Here is a 23793-nt window from a genome sequence, read left to right as displayed (position 1 = left end):
ACTTTTTAGGTGAAAAAACAGTGGTCAATATAATAAAAATTAGAGTACATAGAAGCTGGCTAATATTTTGAGAGATTTATCTGCGAAAATTTCAGCTTATAAATTTAAACTAATTTCGATCTTCGGGAAATTGAGGAAATTAAAACCTTCTTCACCTGTAGATAGCAAATTGAAATAAATTATTATTGATTTCATTTATTTTTCTTCTGGTCGCTATTCACCATATTATTTACAATAAGGATTAATACCAGACATACGACTCCGAAAAATAAGATAATTCCGGTTCCCAGATTCCAGTTTACAAGCGGGATAGTTAATTGAGATAGCATAATTTATGATTTTGTAATTTGTAAAGGTTGATGACATTCAAATCCTGAAGAGATCTGTTCAATTTGAGGTTTTGGCGATACAAAGGGTATACCAAGTCCCAAGCCCCGGAGAATAAATAAGACCGCAACAATTCCGACAAAAACAGGAATAAGTCTGCGAATATACTTTCTGCTTTTTACAGATATTATATTGCTGATCCAGATTGCACTGGTCATTAGTGGGATCGTACCCATACCAAAAAGAACCATATATAGACTTCCTTCCCAAGCGCTACCCCCGGCAATGGCACCCAGTACAGCCATATAAACCAATCCGCAAGGAAGAAATCCGTTTAGAAATCCTACACTAAAGAATGTATCTGGTCTTTTCTTTTTAAGTTCACGGCCAAGCTGATTCTTTAGTTTGTTGACGAATTTAAAACCGGCATGCTCAGGGTTCCATTTTCCAAGTTTTCGCTTCGGAATAAGAACCAGTAGCAACATTAGAATTCCAATAATTATTGATAACTGCTGCTGCAATCCAAATAAGGACAGACCTTTTCCCACAATACCGAAAGCTAATCCAATCACAGCATAAGAGAAGATCCTGCCAAAGTGATACAGAAAGATCTGCAGTAATTTTTTAGGTTTATTATCTCTTTCCAGTGGTAGTAAAAATGCAATAGGACCACACATCCCAATACAATGGAAACTACCCAGTAAACCGAATATGAGCGCTGAAAGAAGCATTTTAGTATAGAATTTCCTTTTTGAACAGATAATCCTTTCCATTTTCCTGCCAGCTGATCTTAAGGTTCCACCTGCCTTTTACCAACTGGGATACTGGCACTTCAAATTTTTGCTGCTGAATTGTTGAAAAGGGAATACTAAAATCAAGTTTTTTATTTGAAGGCCTGTAAAAAGTAACTGTTCCTTCCAGCTGTTCCAGATTTATAGTCTCCGGGAACTTTATGTACATTTGAGCTCCCTCTCTTTCCAGTTCTATATGTTCATCCAATGCCAGGGCATTCTCTTCCGCATCTATATCCTGCTGGTAGTGCAGTTCTGCCTTGTAATAATCTTCTACTACCAGATCATGGTCATAGTCTGAACTACTTAGCATGGTCACCACGAAATACATGATGAAACCAATGAATAACAGCATTCCTATTACAATTCCGGTTCCCCAATTTAATTTCATAATTTCTTGTTTTTAATTTTGATTCCCTCTGCTTCCTACTAATGCATCAATATCAATAGACCATTCCAACATTTCCATACTTATATCTCACTTCTAATTATAACTTCTCGGACCTAAAAAAGTGGTCCCGGTTGTTTCAATAAGTTTATCACCGTCATATACTTCGATGATAATTTTATCTTTTTCTTTTTCCAGTGCGCCTTGATTTATTTCAATAAATAGGGTTCCTTCAGCCAGTCCATTGGCAGGAATAAGAATAGAATTTCCCTTCACAGTTTCTATACTTCCATCATGGGAAAGCAGCTTAAACCTAACATTTTCATAATCCAGAGAAGTCTTATTGATCAGTTTATAGGTATAGACATTGCTAATGATATTATCGTCCTTGTGCTCGTAAAGCTGACCGGGAAGTCTGAGAATATTTGCTTCTACATCACTTCTTAAAAAGAGCATCCCGGTTAAAACCGAAACCAGGATAAACAATACCGCCGCATAACCTTTGATACGCGGAGTGAACTTAAATTTTTTCTTCTTTTCTATATTTTCCTCACTGGCATATCTTATCAAGCCCTGAGGAAGATCAACCGCATCCATCATATGGTTACAGGCATCGATACAGGCAGTACAGTTCACACATTCCAATTGTGTTCCATTTCTGATATCTATCCCGGTAGGACAAACCTGAACGCATTGAAAACAGTCTATACAATCTCCTTTTCCGCTTGCTTCCCTATCTTCGTTCTTCTTGAATTTAGCCCTTCCTTTTTCCTTCTCTCCTCTTTTATGATCGTAGGCTACAACGATAGATTTGTTATCCAGTAACACACCCTGTAACCGGCCATACGGGCAGGCTATAATGCAAACCTGTTCTCTAAACCAGGCAAAGACAAAATAAAATACTCCGGTAAAAATGAGCAGCGAGATCAAGGTACTCATATGAGCCAGCGGACCTTCCGAAATATATAAGAGCAGCCGGTCACTGCCTATAAGATAGGCCAGGAATACATTGGCAATTAGAAAGGAGATCACAAAAAATATGCTCCATTTTATCCCCTTCTTCCTGATCTTTTCAGCATTCCATTCCTGTTTATCCAGGCGTATTTGTTTACCCCTGTCTCCTTCTATCCAGTACTCAATTCTTCGGAAAACCATTTCCATAAAGATGGTTTGCGGGCAGATCCACCCGCAAAATATCCTTCCAAAGGCTACGGTGAACAATAAAATAAATACTACCCCAATCAACATCATCAGAACAAATAGATAGAAATCCTGTGGCCAGAAAATTTCTCCGAAAATATTGAACCTTCGTTCCAGCACGTTGAACATAAGGAACTGATTCCCGTTGATCTTAATAAAAGGAGCTGTAAAAAGTATAGCTAAAAGAATATAGCTTACCCATTTACGGTATTTATATAACCGCCCTTCAGGTTTTTTAGGATATACCCAGGAACGTTTACCTTCTGAAGTAAGTGTTCCTATACTATCCCTGAATCTTTCGTGCTCGTCCTTATCCAAAATGTTTATCTAATCTTTAATTATATTTTAATTACCTCCCCTTTGGGGAGGTCGGAACTGTTTTTTACAGTTTCGGGTGGGGTCTTTTATTCTTCTGTTTTTTCGTAATCCATTTCTATTTCTACAGAAGCTGAATCTATCATTTCCACCTCAACCTCATCTACTCTTGCATCTGGATCCACCCAAAGTTCTCCCTCGGGTTCCTTGGGATCCAGAGGTGTGGTAGAATGTAAACTCAAAACATAACTGGCCACCTGCGCCATTTCTTCAGGCTTCAAATCTGTTTTCCAGGCCACCATTCCTTTACCGGCACGGCCTCCTTCAGAAATTGTATTGAAAACATTTTTGATACCTCCCCCAAGGATCCAGTAAGAATCAGTTAGGTTAGGACCAATTCCGCCACCACCGTCCATTTTATGACAGGCAGCACAGTTCCCACTGAAGATCGCTTTACCCGCATTTATATCTTCGGTTCCGGTTAGTAATTCCACCGTATTGGCGTCTATTAAACCTTTTGCGTTCTTCTTGTATTCTTCAACCGCCTCTCTGGCTTCGGCGACCTCTGTTATATACTCCTCCTTCTGGGTCGCTCCGTCGAAAATGTGATATCTCGCCATATAGATCCCGGCAAAAATGATACTCGCATAAAATCCGTAAAGCCACCACGGCGGAAGGTTATTATCCAGTTCTTTGATCCCGTCATAATTATGATCCAGGATGATCTCTTCTTCCTTTTCAATAGGTTTTTTATCCAGAAGATTGTTATAGGTTTCTTTGAACCAGGCAAAACGTTTTTGCTTTTTCACCGCCATGGCATTCTCATACCTGGCCCGGGCATCTGGTTTTAAAGACATATATAATGTTCTCTCCAAGGCTGCCACTGATGCTTCTATAGCGATCGCTATGAGAAGGATCACTCCCAGAATAAGCCAAAATATGGGATGAGCTTCAAAAACAGATTGGTCTCCTGTTTCCAAGGTCGTTTCTGCCAAAATGATAGCGAGGGCAATTAGACCTGTGATTCTTAATGCTGAAAATATTCTTTTCATCTGTTTTCTTTTTGATTAAATTCCATGGTATTTTCCTCATCCAGCTCAAGGGGGATATCACTCACCTTTTTGATATAATCTTTTTTGGCAGTGAAAACCCACCAGAAAAGCGCAGTAAAAAAGATGAAAAATATTAAGAGTGAGATGATTGGATAAATTGCTACCCCTTCTATACTTTCCAATGGACCTTTTACAAATTTCAACATGGTCTCAGGTTTTAATTAGTTGATACTTCTTTTAAATCTTCGGCTTTAATGTCTGTGCCCAGTCTTTGCAGGTATGCGATCAAGGCTACGATCTCACGATCCCGCATTTCTGTGAATTCAATGCCATTTTCTTCTGCATACTTTTTATCAGCCTCATAACTGGTTACAAAATCTGGATCTGAATAAAGGTTCTGTTCAATTTGAGCTCCCTGTTTTGTCATCCATTGCTGAGCTCTTCCGATCTCCTCATCTGTATAAGGAACTCCCAGGGTTTGCATGGCCCGCATTTTAGCTTCCGTATCAGATTTGTCCAGCGCGTCCTGAATTAGCCAGGTATAGGAAGGCATTATAGAACCTGAAGAAGTACTTTGCGGATCGTACATATGGTTCAGGTGCCAGTTATCTGAATATTTCTGTCCTATCCTGTGCAGATCGGGACCGGTTCTTTTACTTCCCCATAAGAAAGGGTAATCATATCTATATTCCCCGGCTTTAGAATATTCTCCATAGCGTTCCACTTCACTTCTGAAAGGTCTTATCATTTGTGAGTGACAGGATACACAACCTTCACGAATATATAGATCCCGTCCTTCAAGTTCTAAAGGTGTATAAGGTTTTACACTGGAGATCACCGGCACATAATCATCTACCATTAAGGAAGGGACTATCTGAACAATTCCTCCAATCAGGATGGCGATGGTTGCGAAAATGGTAAGTTTTACCGGTCTTCTTTCCAGCCAGCTGTGATATGCTTCCCCGGCAGTTCTTTTCTTAGTTACGGGTTGTAAAGCGGCAGCTTCAGCAAGTTCATCTTCCACTTCACTACCCTGACGAACGGTTTTTACAATGTTATAAAGCATCACAAAAGCACCTACGATGTATAAACTCCCCCCAATAGCTCTCATCCAGTACATTGGGATGATCTGAGTTACTGTTTCAAGGAAGTTACCGTATGTAAGAGTTCCATCTGGATTGAACTGTTTCCACATTGAAGCCTGTACGAATCCCGCAACATACATCGGCAACGTATAAATGATGATCCCAAGTGTTCCTATCCAGAAGTGTGTATTCGCAAGTTTTAAGGACCATAAATTAGTTTTAAATAATCTCGGCACCAGCCAGTATATCATACCGAAGGTTAAAAATCCGTTCCAGGCCAATGCGCCTACGTGAACATGCGCAATGATCCAGTCACTAAAGTGCGCGATGGCATTTACATTTTTAAGTGATAACATGGGGCCTTCAAATGTTGCCATTCCGTAACCGGTAATCGCCACCACCATGAATTTAAGAACAGGATCTACCCTCACTTTATCCCAGGCTCCACGAAGTGTTAGTAAACCGTTGATCATTCCTCCCCAGGATGGGAATAATAGCATTACAGAAAAGGCAACCCCAAGATTCTGTGCCCAGTCTGGTAAAGAAGTATACAATAAATGGTGAGGTCCTGCCCAGATGTAAATAAAGATCAGAGACCAGAAGTGTATAATAGAAAGTCGATAAGAATATACCGGGCGATTGGCTGCTTTCGGCACAAAATAATACATCAATCCAAGGAATGGGGTAGTAAGGAAAAATGCTACAGCATTATGCCCGTACCACCATTGAACCAGGGCATCCTGAACACCTGAATAGAAAGAATAACTCTTAAAAGCAGAAACAGGTATTTCGATATTATTGAAAATATGAAGTACCGCTACAGTTACAAAAGTGGCCAGATAGAACCAGATAGCCACATACAGGTGACGCTGTCTTCTTTTGATCATGGTCCCAATTAAATTGGCTCCAAAAGCTACCCATATAATAGCGATTGCAATATCAAAAGGCCATTCCAGCTCAGCATATTCTTTGGAGGAAGTATATCCCAGCGGTAAAGTGATCGCCGCTCCAACGATAATAAGCTGCCAGCCCCAGAAATTGATATTACTAAGCGCATCACTCCACATTCTCGCCTTTAATAGACGTTGCGTGGAATAATACACCCCGGCAAAGATCGCATTACCCACAAAGGCAAAGATCACCGCATTGGTATGCAGGGGTCTAAGTCTACCAAAGCTGAGCCAGGAAATACCCTCGGTTACATTAGGAAATATGAACATAAAGGCGAGCAATAAGCCAACGCTCATACCAATAATGCCCCAAAACATGGTGGCAATGATAAATTTCTTTACGATCTTATTATCGTAATAAAACTGCTGTAGTTCCATAATTAATTTGATTTCACTTTATTGACGGGTTGATTTTCTTTAGGATCGGGTTTAACAAGTTCATCATCAAAAAGCATTCGTACTGAGGGCGTGTATACATCGTCATACTGACCTTTCCTGACAGAAATTATAAAGGCGATGAAGAAGATGATGGCTACAACCACACTAATAGCCAGTAACATGTAGATAATGCTCATTTTTTCTTTTAATCTGGGTGTAAAAGTATCCTGAGAGCAGGGTCTAAAAAATGACCATTGTCAGCTTTGAGGGGTTCTTTTATTTTTTTAGATCTTTAGATATGAATTGTGTCATCAGCGTAGTGAATACCACGATGCTAATGGAACTCAAAGGCATCAAAATAGCTGCAACCACCGGCATAAGATTTCCGGATACGGCAAAACCAAGTCCTATGAGATTATAGAAAAGGGATAGTAAAAAACTTAATTTTATAACCTTGATAGCCTTGCCAGAGAGATCAAAAAACTTACCCAGATCTTTAAATCGTTTTGCACCCAGAATTCCATCGCAGGCCGGTGAAAAAACGTTGATATCTTCAGAAATCACTATACCCACGTTACTCTGAGCCAGTGCTCCGGCATCATTCAATCCATCACCCACCATCATCACCTTTCTACCCTTTTGCTGAAGATCTTTAATGAACTGAAGTTTATTTCCCGGTTTCTGATTAAAGAACATTCTGGTTCCTTCCGGCACTATTTCCTGTAGTCTTTCCCGTTCCCCATCATTATCTCCCGAAAGGATGATAAGTTCCCGGTCCTCAGAAAGTCTTCTGAATAATTCAGCAAGTCCATCCCGGTAAGAATTATGAAAACTAAAACAACCTTTGTATTGATCGTTCGCACTTATATAAACTGAAGTTTTTTCAGGTTTTTTCTTATTAGGAACTCCAGAATCAATGGTTTCAGTTTGATTGACGAAAGCCGGCGAACCGATCTTAAGGCGGAGATCTTTGTAAGTGGTTTCCAGTCCCTGCCCGGTATGTTCGGTAAAACTCTCCGGGGTAGAAATATTATGTTTATCCAGAATATTATACAGGGAACGGCTTAAGGGGTGATTTGAAGCCCGCAAACTTCCACTAAGCAATTGCTTTTCCTCGTTGGTGAGCTCTATACCTTCATATTCAATACGGCTCCGGTCATTGGTAGTTATCGTCCCGGTCTTGTCAAAAACCACGGTGTCAATTTCGGCAGTTTGCTCGATGATATTGGCGTCTTTAAGATACAGGTGATTTTTTCCAAATATCCTCAATATATTTCCCAGGGTGAAGGGAGCAGCCAAAGCGATAGCACAGGGACAGGCGATGATAAGTACTGCGGTAAAGACATTCCAGGCTTTTGATGCATCATAAAATATCCAGAAAGCTGAAGATAGTATGGCTATGCTCAATACAGCATAGGTAAAGCGTTTACTAATTTGATTGGTAAGATTCTGGAAAACAGAATTCTTGTCTTTGCTAAAAACCTCATCACTCCATAATTGAGTAAGATAACTTTGCTGCACCTGCTTTAGGGCCTCAAGTTCAATAATACCTCCCTGCTGTCTTCCACCTGCATAGAGTTTATCGCCACTTATCTTTGTAACTGGTTCTGCTTCACCGGTCACAAAACTGTAATCTATTTTCGCCTTTCCTTTAATAAGGATAGCATCCATGGGGATAAGCTCCTCGTTTCTAATAATGATCCTGTCTCCTTTCTCTATCTTATAAACCTGTATCTGTTCTTCCCGGGTTTTTCCTTCTTCAGTAAAGATCCGGGTCACCGCAATAGGGAAATAGGATTTGTAATCTCTTTCGAAGGATAAAAATGAATAGGTTTTCTGCTGAAAGAATTTCCCCAGTAACAGGAAGAAAACGAGTCCGCTGAGGCTGTCAAAGAATCCGGTGCCCAGGTCCAGGGCAATTTCCGCCGTACTCCTTAAAAAAAGTACACTAATTCCCAGGGCTATGGGAACATCTATATTAAGAATCCCAGATCTAAGTCCTTTATAGGCAGATATGAAATAGTCTTTCCCGGAATAAAATACCACCGGCAAAGAAAAACTGAACATTAACCAGCGAAATAAATGTTTGAACTGCTCTAACCAGAATTCATTGATCTCAAAATATTCAGGAAAAGAAAGGAACATGATATTGCCAAAAGCAAAACCCGCCACTCCCAGTTTATAAATTAAACTTCGGTCTATACCGTTCTCCTTTTTTTCAAAATTGTCTAATGAAATATTTGGCTCATAACCAATACGTACAAGTAGTAGCACCAGATTCTTCAGGCTTAGTTCTTCCGAAGAAAAACTTAGCCTGATCGTCTTTTTAGGAAAATCTACCTGTGAACTTTTAATGCCCTTATGAAGCTTATTCAGGTTTTCAAGTATCCAGATACAGGAACTACAATGAATTGAGGGGATGGTAAAAGATACGATCTGGGTATTCCCGTGATCAAATTCAAGTAGTTTATCCAGAATTTCGGTATTCTCCAAATAGTCATACTTACCTTCTTTCAGGTTAGGAGAGATTCCGGGAGATTTTTCCAGATCATAATAATAAGAAAGATCGTTGCTATCAAGGATCTCAAATACAGTTTTACAACCGCTACAACAAAAATATTTTTCCTGAAAGAGCAGTGTCTCACTTCTGCATTCTTCTCCACAATGATAACAATCCACTTTTGAGCCAGTTTAAATCCGGGTCAAAAATTCAATTTTACTTCCGCTTAAAAAATGACTGAAATCATGTTTCCAACGCTTACCTATTAATCTATAAAATGATCTTCGTAAAAATCATCAAAAGTCTTAGTGGTCGTGTACTTCTCTGTCAGGATCCGGTAAACCGTATAAATAAGAAAAAGCTGCCCGGTTACTACCAGAAAGAAAACAATAGGAAAGGAAACGTTGAAATATGAACACGCCGCAACCAACACGAGGATCAGCGATGTAATATACAGCCAGGTGATAGGTTTAATATTCATTTTTATTCTAAATTTAAGAAATTCAGACCTTTAGCTGTCATAAAGGAAAATTAAAAATTCGCAGATTTCAGCAGATATGATCTTCATCATATTTTATAAATCCTAATCCGGTTAATTTTAGGAACTAATTTTATTAGTCTCAAAAAGTTATTTACCTAATACTGAACAGATGCAATCGATAATTAAAAATAGTTTAGACAAATCGATGAGTTACCCCGCTTATAAAAGTATGGTGGAACAACTTATCCTGAAAGATAGTAATACTGGCGAATGGAGTGTGGAAAGAATGAACTTCACCAAATTGAATTTCAGCCGGATGAAAAGAATGGATGCGAAGGTAGAAATTCCTGAAAATACGGCGGAGGTTTTTCAGCAAATAGATCAAAAACAATACTGGATAGTCCTTCTCGAATCCTGGTGCGGGGATGGTGCACAAACAATCCCTGTTTTGAATAAATTAGCGGAGTTAAGTCCGAAAATTGAACTCAGAATTCTGCTCAGGGATGAAAATCCGGAATTTATGGACCTGTTTTTAACCAACGGCAGCCGCTCTATTCCTAAACTGATCCTTACCTATGAAAATTTAAATATTCTTACGACTTGGGGACCACGATCTAAAGCAGCCACCAAAATAATGGAAGACTATAAAAAAGAGCATGGAAGAATAGACGACCAGATAAAAAAAGAAATACAGATCTGGTATAACCGGGATAAAGGACAGGAAATTATTTCTGAAATTTCCAATATGGAAATACAGCTCAACGAGCACCGGTTAAAACCCGCGTCCTAAATGGTCATAGAGAATAATCTTTGTTCCGGTTTATTTCTTTGAAGTCTAAGATCAAAGGCCATGGCTATATTTCTGCAAAAAGCCCGGCCTTTTTCTGTTACCAGTAGCTCGTTATCTTTCCACATAACCAGATCGTCTGCTTCCATTTCATGTAAACCTGAGCGCATCTTTTTATAAGCTTCAGAATTCATTTCGTCCTTAGGCAAACTGGTCTTTAACTGACACATTATATTTAAGATATGTTCGCGAATCTTAAGATCTTCTTCAGTTAAAATATGCCCTTTAAAGATGGGTAAAATATCATTTTTTAGTAGATTCTGATATTCTTCCACACCTTTTACATTCTGTCCAAAACCATACCAGCTATCTCCGATAGCCGATACTCCCAATCCTATCATTACCTGGGTTTTCGAAGAAGTATACCCCATAAAATTCCTGTGAATGCTCTTATTCTCTACAGATTTGGAAAGCGAATCTGAGGGGAGGGCAAAATGATCCATTCCAATTTCAACATAGCCGGCTCTAAGCAGCATTTTTTTACCCGTTTCATATTGTCTCCTCTTTTCAGCAGGACCTGGCAGATCCTCATCTTTAAAACCTCTTTGACCGTTTCCTTTTATCCATGGAACATGCGCATAACTATAAAAAGCTATCCGGTCTGGCATTAGTTCTATTGTTTTAGAGAGCGTTTCCACAATGTGCATTTCCTCCTGAAATGGTAAACCAAATATGATATCGTGCCCCACTGATTCATAACCTAATTCCCGGGCTGAAATAGTAGCATTTTTAACCTGTTCAAAAGACTGAATTCTATGAATTGCCTTTTGCACTTTCTCATTGTAATCCTGTACTCCGTAACTCAATCTCTTAAAACCGAAAGAGGACAGGGTAGCAAGATGTTGCCGGTTAGTATTATTCGGATGACCTTCAAAACTGAATTCAGCATTTTCAGCTTTTACGGCATATCTAAAAATTCCGTTAAGCAGCAATTCCAGGTTTTCAGCAGAAAAAAAAGTAGGTGTCCCTCCTCCCAGATGAAGTTCTTTAATAATTGGCTTTTCGTCCAGAAGATCCAAATATAATTTCCATTCCTTGAGGACAGACTCTATATATGGAATTTCAACCCCGTGATTTTTAGTGATCCTTTTATTACATCCGCAAAAAGTACACAGACTTTCACAAAAAGGCAGATGGATATAAAGACTGATCCCCTGCTCCTGGTTTGACTCTTTAAAACTATAGATCAACGTTTCCTTATACTTCTTTAAAGAAAATTTCTGGTCGTCCCAATAAGGCACTGTGGGATAACTAGTGTATCGAGGCCCCGGGATATTATATTTCTCAATTAATGCTGAATCCATGCTATTATATTTAGGTCAAAAATACCCGGGAGTGCGGAGCCTAAAAATGAGAAATATCAGTTTTCACCTAATTAATAGGGTATAACTTTAATTCTATTAATTAAGAAATCTGTTCCTGCTAAAAAAAATTTCCTGATAAATATTCCAGCTTGAAATAATTCACCGCTCAGCCAATTAAGGCCTAGGGCTGTAGCTAATTTCATAATAAAGGACAAATCTATCCGAAATATGATATTTGTCATATTTTCTCTTCGGCTTCCCACCTACTTTTGAATAGATTATTTAAATATCAACCATTATGAAATATATAATAAAAAGTTTTTGGGCGATGATGCTGGTCGCTCTCGTTAGTTGCGGTAACAGTGAAGAGAAAAAAGAATCAGAAGAAGTTCAACTCGGAAATTATTCTAAGAAAGAAGAGGTCAAAAAGACTGAACCTGTTTCTTCCTCTGTAAATATGAATGATATGAGCAATAAAGGGATCGGACCCGTTAAAAACCTGGAAATACCAGATGAGATCGACCAATCCATGGCAACCAAGGGAAAAGTGATCTTCGATTCTAAATGTCTTGCTTGTCATAAGCCCGACAAAAAATTCATTGGCCCGGCGCCAAAAGGAGTACTTGACAGAAGATCTCCGGAATGGGTGATGAATATGATGCTCAATCCTGAAGAGATGATCCTTAAAGATCCTATCGCGAAGCAATTGTTAATAGAGCATAATGGATCTCCCATGGCAAATCAGAATCTAACCGAAGAAGAAGCCAGACAGATACTGGAGTATTTCAGAACCCTGGAATAAGAATGAAATTGGAATCACCAAAAATCAACCATTATGAAATCCATTTTAAAAATCCTATTTCTGGCAGTACTCATCGCAGGAGTTATATCCTGTCGTACGAACGAAGAAGCGGAACCTGAAAGTACGGAGGAAGTTAGCGAGGAAACCTCCCTGGAAAGACAGGGACAGGCTTTTATTAAAGATGATTTATCCCAGCCTACGGTTCTTGACATTGCTATAGGCTCTGAAGATCATAAGACCCTGGTAGCGGCTGTACAGGCGGCCGAACTGGAAAATGTGCTGGTAAATGCAGGACCCCTGATGGTTTTCGCACCCACTGATGAAGCTTTCGCAGCCTTACCAGATGGGACCGTTGAGGATCTCCTAAAACCAGAAAACAAGGTGAAACTGGCACAAATACTTAAACACCATGTAACCCCCGGAAAATATGATAAGGAATTTCTGAAGAAATTCAAGAAACTTGGCCAGGCAAGTGACCTTAGTATTCCTGTGGAAGTAAAAGGTGAGGATGTTTATGTTGGTGGAGCTAAAATTATTGCCAGCGTCCCTGCCGGGAATGGTATTGTACACGTAGTAGACAAAGTAATAATCCCTGAAACTAAATAAGATCCTAATTAGAACAATCATGAAAAATTCAATTCTTTATATATTCTCGCTGATAATATCAGCCAGTTTCTTTAGCTGTAACAACAGTGAAAATTCAAAAAATGGAGATCGTGGAGCCCTGGCTTCCAGCGCCGCTGAAAAAGTATACGTGGCCCCGGGGGAACATGATGATTTCTACGCCTTTATTTCCGGTGGTTATAGTGGTAACCTTACCGTTTACGGTTTACCGTCTGGCAGAATGTTCAAAGAGATCCCTGTTTTTTCACAATTCCCTACCAGTGGGTACGGATATTCTGAAGAAACAAAGCCCATGTTAAATACATCCCATGGTTTTATTCCCTGGGATGATTCCCACCACCCCGATATTTCCCAAACCGAAGGAAAACTGGATGGACGCTGGATATTTATAAATGGTAACAACACCCCAAGGATCGCTAAAATTGATCTAAAGACGTTTGAAACTACTGAAATTATTGAAGTTCCAAACTCAGCCGGTAACCACAGTTCATCATTTGTAACTGAAAATACCGAGTATGTAGTCGCGGGAACCCGCTTCTCTGTACCTGTACCACAGCAGGATATGCCTATAAACGAGTATAAGGGTAAGTTTAAGGGAACGCTGTCTTTTATTAGTGTTGCGCCAGAAACAGGTCGTATGAATATCAAGTTCCAGTTAATCATGCCTGGCTTCGATTATGACCTCTCTCACCCCGGACGTGGAAAATCTCATGGATGGTTCTTTTTTACTACCTATAATACTGAAGAAGCCAATACGCTTTTAGAAGTAAACGCTTCCCAGAATGATAAAGATTTTATCGCGGCGGTAAACTGGAAAAAAATCGAAGAGTATGTGAACAATGGCGGTGGAAAAATGATGCCGGCAGAATATGCGCATAATGTGTATGATGACCATACCCACACCGCTACTTCTACAATGAAAAAAGAGGTTTTGACGGTAGATCCTACCGAAGTTCCAGGCGCAGTATTTTTACTCCCTACTCCTAAATCACCCCATGGCTGCGATGTAGATCCATCTGGTGAATATATTATTGGGAACGGGAAACTTTCTGCCGATCTAACCATTCACTCCTTCACAAAAATGATCGATGCCATTGAAAACAAACGTTTTGATGGTGATGCTTACGGTATCCCGATCTTAAAATTTGAAGATGTGTTAGCAGGTACTGTAAAACAGGCCGGTTTAGGCCCTCTCCACACCGAGTTTGATGGAAAGGGTAACGCTTATACTACATTCTTTATCTCATCTGAACTGGTAAAATGGAACGTGGAAACCCAGGAGGTAATAGACCGTCAGCCTAATTACTATTCGGTTGGACACGTGATGATCCCTGGTGGGAACTCTGCGCATCCTTTTGGGAAATATGCGGTATCCATGAACAAGATCACAAAAGACCGATACCTGCCCACCGGACCCGAGTTGGAACATTCGGCTCAGCTATTTGATATCTCGGGCGATAAAATGGAACTTCTACTGGATTTCCCAACTCATGGTGAACCGCACTATGCAGCAGGAATCCCAGCCGAAATCATCAAAGAGAATTCTCAGAAGATCTATAAACTGGCAGAGAACAAGCATGAGTATGCTACCATCGCAAACGGAGATGCCAGAGTGGAAAGAGATGGAAACGAAGTCCATGTGTATATGACCATGATTCGTAGCCACTTTACCCCAGATAATATTGAAGGAATTAAAGTAGGCGATAAAGTATACTTCCACATTACTAACCACGAACAGGATTTTGATGTCCCTCACGGTTTTGCCATGATTGGTGCCAATAATGCCGAGTTGCTTATTATGCCGGGACAAACCAAAACCCTTACCTGGGAACCTAAGAAAGTTGGGGTATGGCCATTCTACTGTACAGATTTCTGTTCCGCTTTACACCAGGAAATGCAGGGATATATAAGAGTATCCCCCAAAGATTCCAATATAGACCTAAGCTGGTCTTTAGGTGAAGATTGATGTTTAGTTAGAGGAGGAAATACATGATACAAAGAGCATGTATTTCTACAAAGGCGGGGGTTAATAAGTACTCCCGCCTTTCTAATAAAAAAATATAATGATGAAAAAAGCCGGAATAATAATGATCTTAGGTTCACTACTGCTGCTGGGCCTATTTAAATTCCCACTATGGAATATCATGCTGGGTGCTCCACAATACCCGGATCCTATGGGTATGAACATTTATATCACCGGAATCGAAGGAGTTAATGAATTCGATATTCAGAATATAGACGGGCTTAATCACTACATCGGGATGAAAAAGATCCCAAAACCTGAAGAAATGTGGGAATTTGAAGTATTCCCAATAGTAATAGGCGGTATGGCAGCATTGGGAGTGATCATTGGCATACTTGGATTCTTTGGAAAGCTAAGTTATAAGTGGTTCCTGGGATGGTTAATTTTAACGAGTGTGCTGGGCATACTTGGAATGTATGATTTTAATAACTGGCTTACTGAATATGGAACAGATCTGGATCCAAATGCTATCATGAAAATGACGCATCCTGATGGGACACCAATGACCTATAAACCGCCTTTATTCGGACACCAGAAAATGTTGAATTTCGATGTAGATTCTTGGCCTCATACAGGAGCGTACATGTTATTCGCGGGGATGGCCTTGTCACTAATTGCCTTTTTTATAGGAAAGAAGGAATGGGAAACAAATAATTAGAATTATGGGACGCTTAATATATATACTCTTAATGGCTGTGTTATTCACCTCCTGCGAAGTAGGTCCTGAACCTATACGATATGGCGAGGAAGGATGCCAGTATTGCAAAATGACCATTGTAGATAAGCAGCACGCTTCAGAATTAGTGACCAACAAAGGAAAAGTTTACAAGTTCGATGCGATAGAATGTATGATCAATTATAAAAGTGACAATACAGCTAAAGATTTTGAACTGGTACTGGTAAACGATTATAATAATCCAGGCGAGTTGATAGACGCTACATTCGCAACTTATCTTGTAAGCGAACAGATATCCAGCCCGATGGGCGCCAACTTATCGGCCTTTGGCGTAGACGATTCTGCCAGCCGGATGCAATCTGATTATAGCGGACAGCTTTTTAACTGGCTAGAGATCCAACCTTATATAAGTAAAAATTGAGAACAACAGGATACATATTATTCTTCTTATTCCTTTTTTCCTGGAAAGGATGGAGCAATACTATTGAAGTATGTTCAGGTTGCAACTTTAAGAGCATCAAATCTGCCATTGAAGCAGCTAATCCCGGTGATACCATTTATGTTAAGAAAGGCACCTATAAAGAATATAATATCGGGATCGCAAAACCCCTAACCATTATAGGCGAGGAAAACACGGTGATAGACGGAGAAAACAAAGGGGAGATCATCACCATTCAGGCTAATAATGTTACCATAAATGGTCTCACTATTGTAAATGTGGGAACCAGTTATACTACAGATTATGCGGCCTTGCGGGTGGTGAAAAGTGAAAATTTTCTGCTTCAGAATTTAAAATTACAGCGACTTTTCTTCGGAATATATCTCGAAAAAGCTAAAAATGGCAAGGTCCTGAACAATACTGTAATGGGTGATGCTGTGGAAGAATTCAGCTCCGGAAACGGCATTCAGCTCTGGTACTGCCAGAATGTAGAGGTTAAGGGAAACCGGATAGAAGGAGTTAGAGACGGTATTTATCTGGAGTTTTCAGATGAGATCACGATCAGCGATAATATTAGTTCAGACAACCTTCGCTATGGACTTCATTTTATGTTTTCAAATAATGATATCTACGAGAATAACGTTTTTGAGAACAATGGCGCTGGTGTGGCAGTAATGTTTTCCAAGTTCATTAGCATGAAAGGTAATACTTTCAGAAAAAACTGGGGCACCGCCTCGTTTGGATTGCTGCTGAAGGAAATAAACGATTCTGAAATTATCAATAACAACTTTGTAGAAAATACGGTGGGCATCAATATTGAAGGATCTAACCGAATCAATTATACCAATAATGATTTCAGGAATAATGGCTGGGCTATAAAAGTTAGAGGAGCCTGTTATTCCAATATTTTCAGCAGGAATAATTTCTTCAACAACTCATTCGATATTTCTTATAACAGCAAATTGAATGATAACAGTTTTGACAGAAATTACTGGAGCAGCTACACGGGCTACGACCTCAACAGGAATGGGATTGGAGATGTGCCCTACCGGCCGGTAAAACTGTTCTCCTATATCGTGAACCGAACACCGGAAACTATCATTCTTTTAAGAAGCCTTTTTATTGATATTATTGATTTTTCGGAAAAGGTCTCCCCGGTATTTACGCCAGATAACCTAATGGATAAGAATCCTTTACTTAAACCTGTGTCCCATGATATCTATTGAAAATCTACATAAAAAATTCGGCAAAAATCAAGTTCTGGAAGGCATCGACCTGGAAATAGAACCAGGAGGAATTTTTGCAGTTCTTGGACCTAATGGTTCGGGAAAAACCACTTTGATAAAAAGCATTCTGGGTATGGTCATACCAAATTCCGGAAGCATTAAACTGAATGGAAAATCGGTCAAAAATGACTGGAAATACCGCAATAACATTGATTATCTGCCACAGATCGCTAATTTTCCCGGAAACCTCACCGTTCGCGAACTTATTCGCATGATCAAAGACCTTCGTTCTTATAAAAAGGCGGAAGACGAAAGACTGATAGAGCTTTTCAAACTCGAAGCATTTCTGGATAAGAAACTTAGCAATCTTTCAGGAGGAACCAAACAGAAGGTAAACCTGGTCTTAACCTTCATGTTCGATAGTCCGCTGATCATCCTTGATGAACCTACTACCGGTCTTGATCCTATTTCACATTTAAGATTAAAAGAATTAATAACCCAGGAGAAACAAAAAGGAAAGACCATTCTTATCACTTCTCATATCATGAGTTTTGTAGAAGAAGTAGCAGATGAGATCGTTTTTCTGCTGGAAGGTAAGATCTATTTTAAAGGAGGCATTCCGGCATTAAAAGCCAAAACCGAGCAGCCTGATTTTGAACATGCGATAGCATCAATTTTAACTACTAGTTATGCTTAAGATATTAAAATACAGTTTCTATGACCTTATGCGAAGCCGCTGGAGCTACGTATATTTTCTTTTCTATTTACTGCTGGGGCTCGTACTTCTTTTCCTGAATAATGACCTTTCCAAAGCAGTGATCACCCTTATGAATGTGATCATAATTCTGGTGCCTCTTATCGGGACCATTTTTGGGGTGATGTATTATTATAATTCCAAGGAATTTACAGAACTGCTTCTTGCACAACCGGTGAAACGAAGCTCTATCTTTTTAGGTCAGTACTTTGGTGTGGCTTTATCCCTGGCCATGAGCCTGGTAATTGGATTGGGCTTACCATTTATTTTCTACGGCATCTTTAATAGCAACGCGATAGGCAATTTCGCATTGCTGCTAATAACCGGGGCCTTTCTTACGTTAATCTTCACTGCCCTGGCTTTTGTGATCGCCCTGACCAACGACAACAAAATAAAAGGTTTTGGATATGCCATTTTACTCTGGCTTTTTCTGGCAGTGATCTATGACGGATTGTTCCTGATGTCACTGGTATTTTTCGAAGATTATCCGCTGGATAAATTTTCGCTGGTGGCTACGATGCTTAATCCCATAGACCTTTCGCGGGTATTGATCCTACTAAAAATGGATATTTCAGCCTTGCTGGGTTATACAGGAGCAGTTTTTCAAAAGTTTTTCGGCACCAACCAGGGTATCATTTTATCATCAGTTATGCTCATTCTATGGGTAAGCATACCACTAATTTCAATCAGAAGAATTGCCAATAGTAAAGATTTTTAAAATTGGAGAACCAAAAGTGTGGCTGGCGATTCAAGTATAGTAGAATATACTTATTTAATCCTTTGATAAAAGCTGTCTTCCAAGGATCAGGGCAAGGGCGGTAAAAATAATAATACTGGCCAGGCTGATTAGCAAATGAATAGAAGCCAAAGTCCCTATTCCGGTAAGGCCTGCTAATCCTCTGAAGAATATAAGGAATTCAGTTAAAAAGAAACCAGTAAGGTAAATGTATAATTCTGTTCTTGTTAATTTCAGAAGCTTAAAATTATTGAGGAATGCCAGTAAAAGCACGCTCACAATCCCCAGAAAAACCCAGTGAATGTAACTAATGATCATATCAAGATTGGTGAAAATACTCTCTGCTATTACCGGGAACGAACCTAAAACCTGGGCAATTAGTTTTACGAATAATAAGAAAACAACCAGCCTGATAGAAAAGATAAGCATTGGAGACAGGCTTTTAAAAGCGAAAATAGCTTTAGAATAAATTGCCCTGAAAAGCACTCCAAAAGCGATCAATTGAAATACTCCACCTATCAAGGCTAGAAGATAAAAGGACCAGTGTGGACGCATCCATAATAAAGACAGAAAAAATGTGAGGATCACGCCCGCATTCAGCAAATAATAAAATTTGTCAAAAAGCTTTTGAGGAATTATGAAAGATCTTTTCTCCAGGATATACAGAAAAATTCCGCAAAGAGCGACGATAAACCAACCATTATATTGAAAATGTAAATAAAAATAGATCGCATTACGGTACCAAGTGGAACCACTGCCCGCAGTATTCATAATAACGCCAAGAGCCCAGGGACCGATACTGGAAATGACCATATACCACAGAGAGATTCGTATTAACTTATACGAACCTGTTTTTCTTAAGCTTTTAGGACAGTGTTTAAAAAAGAAATAGACGAACCAGTAAGAGGCGATAAGAAAAAGGCTGGAAAAAATTATTGAAAACAGGGCGTAGCCGGTAAAAGGAAAAGTAAGCAACATCCCTACAATAGTGACCTGGGTAAACCAGAAAATAATACGGTATTTATTTTTAATGGGTTGGGAACGCAAAAAGGAAAAATAAATAACTGTGGTTAGCGCTGTGTACACCCAACCTAAAAGTGCAATATGCGAATGTGTGTGAACAATGTATTTATAGCTCACCGGGATATCGGTTATGGCAAAAAACCTGAGAAGCACTCCTAATATTGCAATGATCATAAAATAGATAAGGGCAATAATAGTATGACGTTTCAACATTCTAACAGGCATAAAAACTCCTATTGATTAATTAAAATTTGTACGAATAAAATAAAAAAAGATAAAGGATAAATTTGTCTTTTTCCTTTACCTTTCCAGAGATTATAAATCTTTCTTGATGTTTTCAAAAGCATGTGAATATGGAATAAGGGCCAGTCTATTTATTGCACGGGGATCTAAAAAAGAACGTCGTACGAGTCTTAAAGAAATTGCCGCGGCCATAAATTCTCCCGAAGCCTTCACGGCCAAGATCCTGCAGAAACTTGTTCAGCAGGATATAATAAATTCTGCAAAAGGACCACAAGGAGGCTTTTTCATTACTCCCGAAAACCAAACACTCGTACTCGCAGATATTGTAAAAGCCATAGACGGTGATGCGATCATGACCGGTTGCGCATTAGGTCTTGAAAAATGTTCTGAAGATCATCCCTGCCCTATACATTTTGATTTTGCCGAAATACGGAACAACCTTAAAAAGATGCTTGAAAAAACGACTATTCTTGAACTTACTTCCCGGCTGGATTCAGGCCTGGGTTTCTTGAAAGTCTAAAATAGAAAGCTGTCTAAAAATGTTGAATTTAAAATTCGAGTTTTGTTTAGACTTTATAGACAGCTACTCTATTAATATTTTAAAAACTTCACGATCTTAGTTTCTTTTCCAGCTTTAAGGCTTTTGGATGTAAAATATTATTTTCCAGATGTATATGCTGGTGTAGATCCTGTTCAAATTCATCAAGCTTATCAAAAAGCGCCCGGTAAGTATTACAGGCATGAGCCGGGGGAGTATAATTATTGGTGATACGCGCAATCTCCTTAAAGATATTACCGGCTTCTTCATGCTCGTCTTCCATCATTTTAATAGGATTTTCCACAGTATTAAAATGAGGAATATTGATAGGAGTTCCTTCTCTTTCTGCTATGAGCATTTTTTTAATAAACGGGAAAAGAATAAGTTCTTCCTTTTTTAGGTGAGAGGCTAATTCGCCAGCCACTTTCTGGAATAATTTGTTCACTTCGATTAATTCGGGGCTATTGGCTCCGTGAACCTTAGCAACTTTAGAAGAGTACTGTATAAGTAGACCAATATTAGCCTCAACATATTTATGATGTTTTTCAACGATATAATCTATTAACTCGTTAATAGGGAGATCATTAAAACTAACTCCTTTTCTTTCAGTAAGATCAAGGTTTTGAAGCTCTTCAAGTAATTGAGAATATTCCACTCCTTTATCTGCGCAGGCTTTTTCTAGACTTATCCCACCTCCACAGCAAAAATCTATTCCGTATTTTTTAAAGATGTGGGAGGCTTTTATGTTTTCAGTAACATAATCGGCGACGGTTCTTTCTGGTGTAAGTTCCATATTAAATAATTTAAATTTTACTAATAGGTGGTGATAAAAACGCTGGAGTCTGAATAAAATATTTTGGATTAGAACAACAGAACTTTATATCAATGAATTACACAAAAATAGGGGACGAATAACTTCTAAAATATGATACTTATCAATGTTCTGAATCTTAGATATAAAATAATAGAGAGTTCAGAAAATCACGGAAATCAAAAATAAATTATACCTGACAAGACTTTCTGAAAAAGCAGATATGGAGTATTCCTGAAGTAGAAATATTTACAAAGGAGTATAATTTCAACATTTGATTTAGGGCTTTTTCAGAGCTCATTGATCTTTAGGACAAATCCTTTTTTATGGAAATTTTCAATCTTTATTCTGGGATCCCGATTCAGATATTTACGTAAATGCGAAATAAAAACATTTAAACTCTTACGGTTAAAATAATCGTTTTTACCCCAGAGAAGGTCTAAGATATCTTTATGACTGCAAAGGTTATTTTTATTTTGAACCAGGTAAAGCAATAATTCACTTTCCCGTGTGGTCAACGAGATGGTTTCATTATCAATTACCAATTCCTGTTTATTGCTATTGAAGTTATACCTCCCGATACTATATAAATATTTTTGTTCAGCAGATTCAGTTGAATGTGGTTGAAGTCGCGATAGTAAAGCTTGAATTCTGGCTACCAATTCTTCTTCATCAATAGGTTTCTTCAAATAATCTACTGCTCCAAGAGAAAAACCTTTTAGAACATCTATTTTTAGCGACCTGGCAGTAAGGAATATAAATGGCAGGTTCGGGTAACTTGCAGTTAGTTTTTTAGCCAGGCTAAATCCATCTATATCTGGCATCATAACATCCAGAATAACCAGATCGAATGCATGTTCTTCCACAAGACTCAAAGCTTTTGTACCTGTTTGGGCCCATTCAACATCGAATTCTTTGATCTTTAAATATTCAGATAATAAATAGCCTAACGAATCATCATCTTCTACCAGTAATATTTTGTTTCTTTTATGCAACATTTACCAGAGGTATAATTAATGTTATTTGTGTGCCTTTGTCTAACTCACTTTCTAATTTAATTTGACCATGGTGTCTTTTTATGACTTCCTGAACATAATTTAATCCCAGGCCATAACCCTTCACGCTGTGCAGGTCTCCTTCAGAAACCCGATAGAATTTCTTGAAAATACGACGTTTTTCTTTTTCTGAAATCCCTTTTCCGTTATCGCAGATTCGAATATATAATTTGTTTTTATCAGTAAATGCATGGAGACTTATCTCGGGGTTTTCAGCATATTTTTTAGCATTATCCAAAAGGTTGTTTATGGCATTTTCAAAATGAGCTAATGCCACCTTAACCTTATAAACCCCTGCTTCCAGTTCAAAATTGAATTTAAAATTTTCTAGCTGGGAAATCAATTTAAAATCTTCACAATATTGCAAAAGTTCTGGCCGTAGATCTGTTTGTTCCAGCCTAATATACTTTTTCCTGTTTTCCAGACTAGCCAGATCCAGAACCTGTTCAATATGTTTGTTTATACGTTGTAGCTGTTTTCTAATTTGTAAAACAATGGGTTTTTTATTCTCATCTAAATCGGTTTCCAGAATTTTAGTTGCTACTCCAATAGAGAAAACCGGAGTTTTAAGCTCGTGGGTAAGGTTATTGATAAAATCGTTGGTTATAGTAATTAGGTTTCTTTGCCAGTAAAACATCCGTAGCATCCAGATAACTACAAAAATGATAATGGCAAGAAAAAAAATGCTGGGCAGAATAAGTCCTTGTAATTGTGAAAGAAAATAGGTGTTAAGATCTATAAATTGTAGCTCCAGGATAAGATTTTTCTGAAGAATTCCCGGAAGGTAACCTTCCAGTTTAATTGGATACCTAATTACAGAATCTGTACTATCGGCCAGCTTTGGAGAAGTAAGATTGATGCTTTTATCTTCAGAATATAAACTATACGAAAAGTCGGTATTGATCTTATTTTTTTCTAATCTGTCTTCCACGAAATCATTTAAAAAATGACGGGAAGCATCCTGCAGACTATCGGCGCTTAACGTGAAGTAATTTCTACCTTCCAGTGATTGCGCTATTAAAAAACTAAGTTGGTTCTCCTGGGAAAGGTCTTTCTTTAAATCATTTCCCGCGCGTTCAATTTTCTGTTCAAATTGAACTTTAGCCAGGTTGAGGCCTATTCTTAAGTACTGGTATTGCACCACGAATAGCCCAATTACCGAAATAATAAAAATGGCGATATAAACTTTTCTCCGTTTCAAATTGGAATCTATATTACTAAAATT

General features: G+C 38.6%; 25 protein-coding genes. 10 read left to right on the top strand and 15 right to left on the bottom strand.

Annotation, left to right across the window (positions count from 1 at the left end; translation table 11 throughout):
- Window positions 1-191: 191 nt before the first annotated feature.
- The 10 genes from LGQ90_RS12680 to LGQ90_RS12635 form a co-directional block, all read right to left on the bottom strand.
- Window positions 192-329: a hypothetical protein gene (locus LGQ90_RS12680; RefSeq protein WP_229341550.1), complete on the bottom strand. Its 138-nt coding sequence runs from the start codon at window positions 327-329 to the stop codon at window positions 192-194.
- 3 nt (window positions 330-332) lie between these two features.
- Complete coding sequence (locus LGQ90_RS12675) at window positions 333-1058, bottom strand: sulfite exporter TauE/SafE family protein (protein ID WP_229341549.1); 726 nt, start codon at window positions 1056-1058, stop codon at window positions 333-335.
- A gap of 1 nt (window position 1059) precedes the next feature.
- A complete protein-coding gene (locus tag LGQ90_RS12670; protein ID WP_229341548.1) occupies window positions 1060-1509 on the bottom strand; it encodes a FixH family protein in 450 nt (149 codons plus the stop codon).
- Window positions 1510-1602: 93 nt separating this feature from the next.
- Entirely contained in the window at window positions 1603-3024 is a 1422-nt protein-coding gene (ccoG, locus tag LGQ90_RS12665; RefSeq protein WP_229341547.1) for a cytochrome c oxidase accessory protein CcoG, read from the bottom strand.
- Window positions 3025-3110: 86 nt separating this feature from the next.
- Entirely contained in the window at window positions 3111-4073 is a 963-nt protein-coding gene (locus tag LGQ90_RS12660; protein WP_229341545.1) for a cbb3-type cytochrome c oxidase N-terminal domain-containing protein, read from the bottom strand.
- Window positions 4070-4279 (bottom strand): CcoQ/FixQ family Cbb3-type cytochrome c oxidase assembly chaperone, encoded by a 210-nt coding sequence (locus tag LGQ90_RS12655; RefSeq protein ID WP_229341544.1) that lies wholly within the window; start codon window positions 4277-4279, stop codon window positions 4070-4072. The genes LGQ90_RS12660 and LGQ90_RS12655 overlap by 4 nt, the downstream gene beginning before the upstream one ends.
- Before the next feature lie 11 nt (window positions 4280-4290).
- Window positions 4291-6486 (bottom strand): cytochrome-c oxidase, cbb3-type subunit I, encoded by a 2196-nt coding sequence (ccoN, locus tag LGQ90_RS12650; protein ID WP_229341543.1) that lies wholly within the window; start codon window positions 6484-6486, stop codon window positions 4291-4293.
- A 2-nt stretch (window positions 6487-6488) separates the two neighbouring features.
- On the bottom strand, window positions 6489-6683 hold the full coding sequence (gene ccoS, locus LGQ90_RS12645; RefSeq protein WP_229341542.1) for a cbb3-type cytochrome oxidase assembly protein CcoS: 195 nt from the start codon (window positions 6681-6683) through the stop codon (window positions 6489-6491).
- Window positions 6684-6762: 79 nt separating this feature from the next.
- Window positions 6763-9165, bottom strand: coding sequence for a heavy metal translocating P-type ATPase (locus tag LGQ90_RS12640; protein WP_229341541.1), 2403 nt, complete (start codon window positions 9163-9165; stop codon window positions 6763-6765).
- An 86-nt stretch (window positions 9166-9251) separates the two neighbouring features.
- Window positions 9252-9467 carry a hypothetical protein gene (locus LGQ90_RS12635; RefSeq protein ID WP_229341540.1) on the bottom strand — a complete coding sequence of 72 codons (216 nt, stop codon included), beginning with the start codon at window positions 9465-9467 and terminating at the stop codon, window positions 9252-9254.
- A gap of 169 nt (window positions 9468-9636) precedes the next feature.
- On the opposite strand from LGQ90_RS12635, the gene LGQ90_RS12630 reads away from it, so the two are divergent.
- Window positions 9637-10257 carry a thioredoxin family protein gene (locus LGQ90_RS12630; RefSeq protein ID WP_229341539.1) on the top strand — a complete coding sequence of 207 codons (621 nt, stop codon included), beginning with the start codon at window positions 9637-9639 and terminating at the stop codon, window positions 10255-10257.
- Here LGQ90_RS12630 and hemN read toward each other — a convergent pair.
- Window positions 10254-11618, bottom strand: a complete 1365-nt coding sequence (gene hemN, locus LGQ90_RS12625; protein ID WP_229341538.1) for an oxygen-independent coproporphyrinogen III oxidase — start codon at window positions 11616-11618, stop codon at window positions 10254-10256. The two genes, LGQ90_RS12630 and hemN, sit on opposite strands and share 4 nt — an antisense overlap.
- Before the next feature lie 298 nt (window positions 11619-11916).
- Here hemN and LGQ90_RS12620 point away from each other — a divergent pair, with 298 nt between their 5' ends.
- The 8 genes from LGQ90_RS12620 to LGQ90_RS12585 all read left to right on the top strand — a co-directional run bounded on the left by LGQ90_RS12620 (window position 11917) and on the right by LGQ90_RS12585 (window position 18880).
- The gene (locus LGQ90_RS12620) at window positions 11917-12420 is read left to right on the top strand and encodes a c-type cytochrome (RefSeq protein ID WP_229341536.1); all 504 of its coding nucleotides are present in this window, start codon (window positions 11917-11919) and stop codon (window positions 12418-12420) included.
- 33 nt (window positions 12421-12453) lie between these two features.
- Window positions 12454-13026, top strand: coding sequence for a fasciclin domain-containing protein (locus tag LGQ90_RS12615; protein WP_229341534.1), 573 nt, complete (start codon window positions 12454-12456; stop codon window positions 13024-13026).
- A 19-nt stretch (window positions 13027-13045) separates the two neighbouring features.
- Window positions 13046-15010 (top strand): Sec-dependent nitrous-oxide reductase, encoded by a 1965-nt coding sequence (nosZ, locus tag LGQ90_RS12610; RefSeq protein WP_229341532.1) that lies wholly within the window; start codon window positions 13046-13048, stop codon window positions 15008-15010.
- Window positions 15011-15110: 100 nt separating this feature from the next.
- Complete coding sequence (locus tag LGQ90_RS12605) at window positions 15111-15725, top strand: hypothetical protein (protein WP_229342442.1); 615 nt, start codon at window positions 15111-15113, stop codon at window positions 15723-15725.
- A 4-nt stretch (window positions 15726-15729) separates the two neighbouring features.
- The gene (locus tag LGQ90_RS12600; protein WP_229341531.1) at window positions 15730-16164 is read left to right on the top strand and encodes a nitrous oxide reductase accessory protein NosL; all 435 of its coding nucleotides are present in this window, start codon (window positions 15730-15732) and stop codon (window positions 16162-16164) included.
- Window positions 16161-17408 carry a nitrous oxide reductase family maturation protein NosD gene (locus tag LGQ90_RS12595; RefSeq protein ID WP_262904382.1) on the top strand — a complete coding sequence of 416 codons (1248 nt, stop codon included), beginning with the start codon at window positions 16161-16163 and terminating at the stop codon, window positions 17406-17408. Before LGQ90_RS12600 ends, LGQ90_RS12595 begins: the two co-directional genes overlap by 4 nt.
- Window positions 17395-18105 (top strand): ABC transporter ATP-binding protein, encoded by a 711-nt coding sequence (locus tag LGQ90_RS12590; RefSeq protein ID WP_229341530.1) that lies wholly within the window; start codon window positions 17395-17397, stop codon window positions 18103-18105. The genes LGQ90_RS12595 and LGQ90_RS12590 overlap by 14 nt, the downstream gene beginning before the upstream one ends.
- Window positions 18098-18880, top strand: coding sequence for an ABC transporter permease (locus LGQ90_RS12585; RefSeq protein ID WP_229341529.1), 783 nt, complete (start codon window positions 18098-18100; stop codon window positions 18878-18880). The genes LGQ90_RS12590 and LGQ90_RS12585 overlap by 8 nt, the downstream gene beginning before the upstream one ends.
- A 54-nt stretch (window positions 18881-18934) precedes the next feature.
- On the opposite strand, the gene LGQ90_RS12580 is transcribed toward LGQ90_RS12585, so the two are convergent.
- Window positions 18935-20146, bottom strand: coding sequence for a hypothetical protein (locus tag LGQ90_RS12580; protein ID WP_229341528.1), 1212 nt, complete (start codon window positions 20144-20146; stop codon window positions 18935-18937).
- Between the two features lie 106 nt (window positions 20147-20252).
- Here LGQ90_RS12580 and LGQ90_RS12575 point away from each other — a divergent pair, with 106 nt between their 5' ends.
- The gene (locus LGQ90_RS12575; protein WP_229341527.1) at window positions 20253-20684 is read left to right on the top strand and encodes an RrF2 family transcriptional regulator; all 432 of its coding nucleotides are present in this window, start codon (window positions 20253-20255) and stop codon (window positions 20682-20684) included.
- 88 nt (window positions 20685-20772) lie between these two features.
- Here LGQ90_RS12575 and ric read toward each other — a convergent pair whose 3' ends face one another.
- The 3 genes from ric to LGQ90_RS12560 form a co-directional block, all read right to left on the bottom strand.
- Complete coding sequence (gene ric / locus LGQ90_RS12570) at window positions 20773-21495, bottom strand: iron-sulfur cluster repair di-iron protein (protein ID WP_229341526.1); 723 nt, start codon at window positions 21493-21495, stop codon at window positions 20773-20775.
- Between the two features lie 308 nt (window positions 21496-21803).
- Window positions 21804-22511 carry a response regulator transcription factor gene (locus tag LGQ90_RS12565; protein ID WP_229341525.1) on the bottom strand — a complete coding sequence of 236 codons (708 nt, stop codon included), beginning with the start codon at window positions 22509-22511 and terminating at the stop codon, window positions 21804-21806.
- Window positions 22501-23769 carry a sensor histidine kinase gene (locus tag LGQ90_RS12560; protein WP_229341523.1) on the bottom strand — a complete coding sequence of 423 codons (1269 nt, stop codon included), beginning with the start codon at window positions 23767-23769 and terminating at the stop codon, window positions 22501-22503. Before LGQ90_RS12560 ends, LGQ90_RS12565 begins: the two co-directional genes overlap by 11 nt.
- Window positions 23770-23793 lie beyond the last annotated feature (24 nt).

Source organism: Christiangramia sediminis (assembly GCF_020552705.1).
Lineage (GTDB): Bacteria > Bacteroidota > Bacteroidia > Flavobacteriales > Flavobacteriaceae > Christiangramia > Christiangramia sediminis.
The sequence above is the reverse complement of the archived record's forward strand: the minus strand, read 5'-3'. Positions and strand labels throughout refer to the sequence as shown.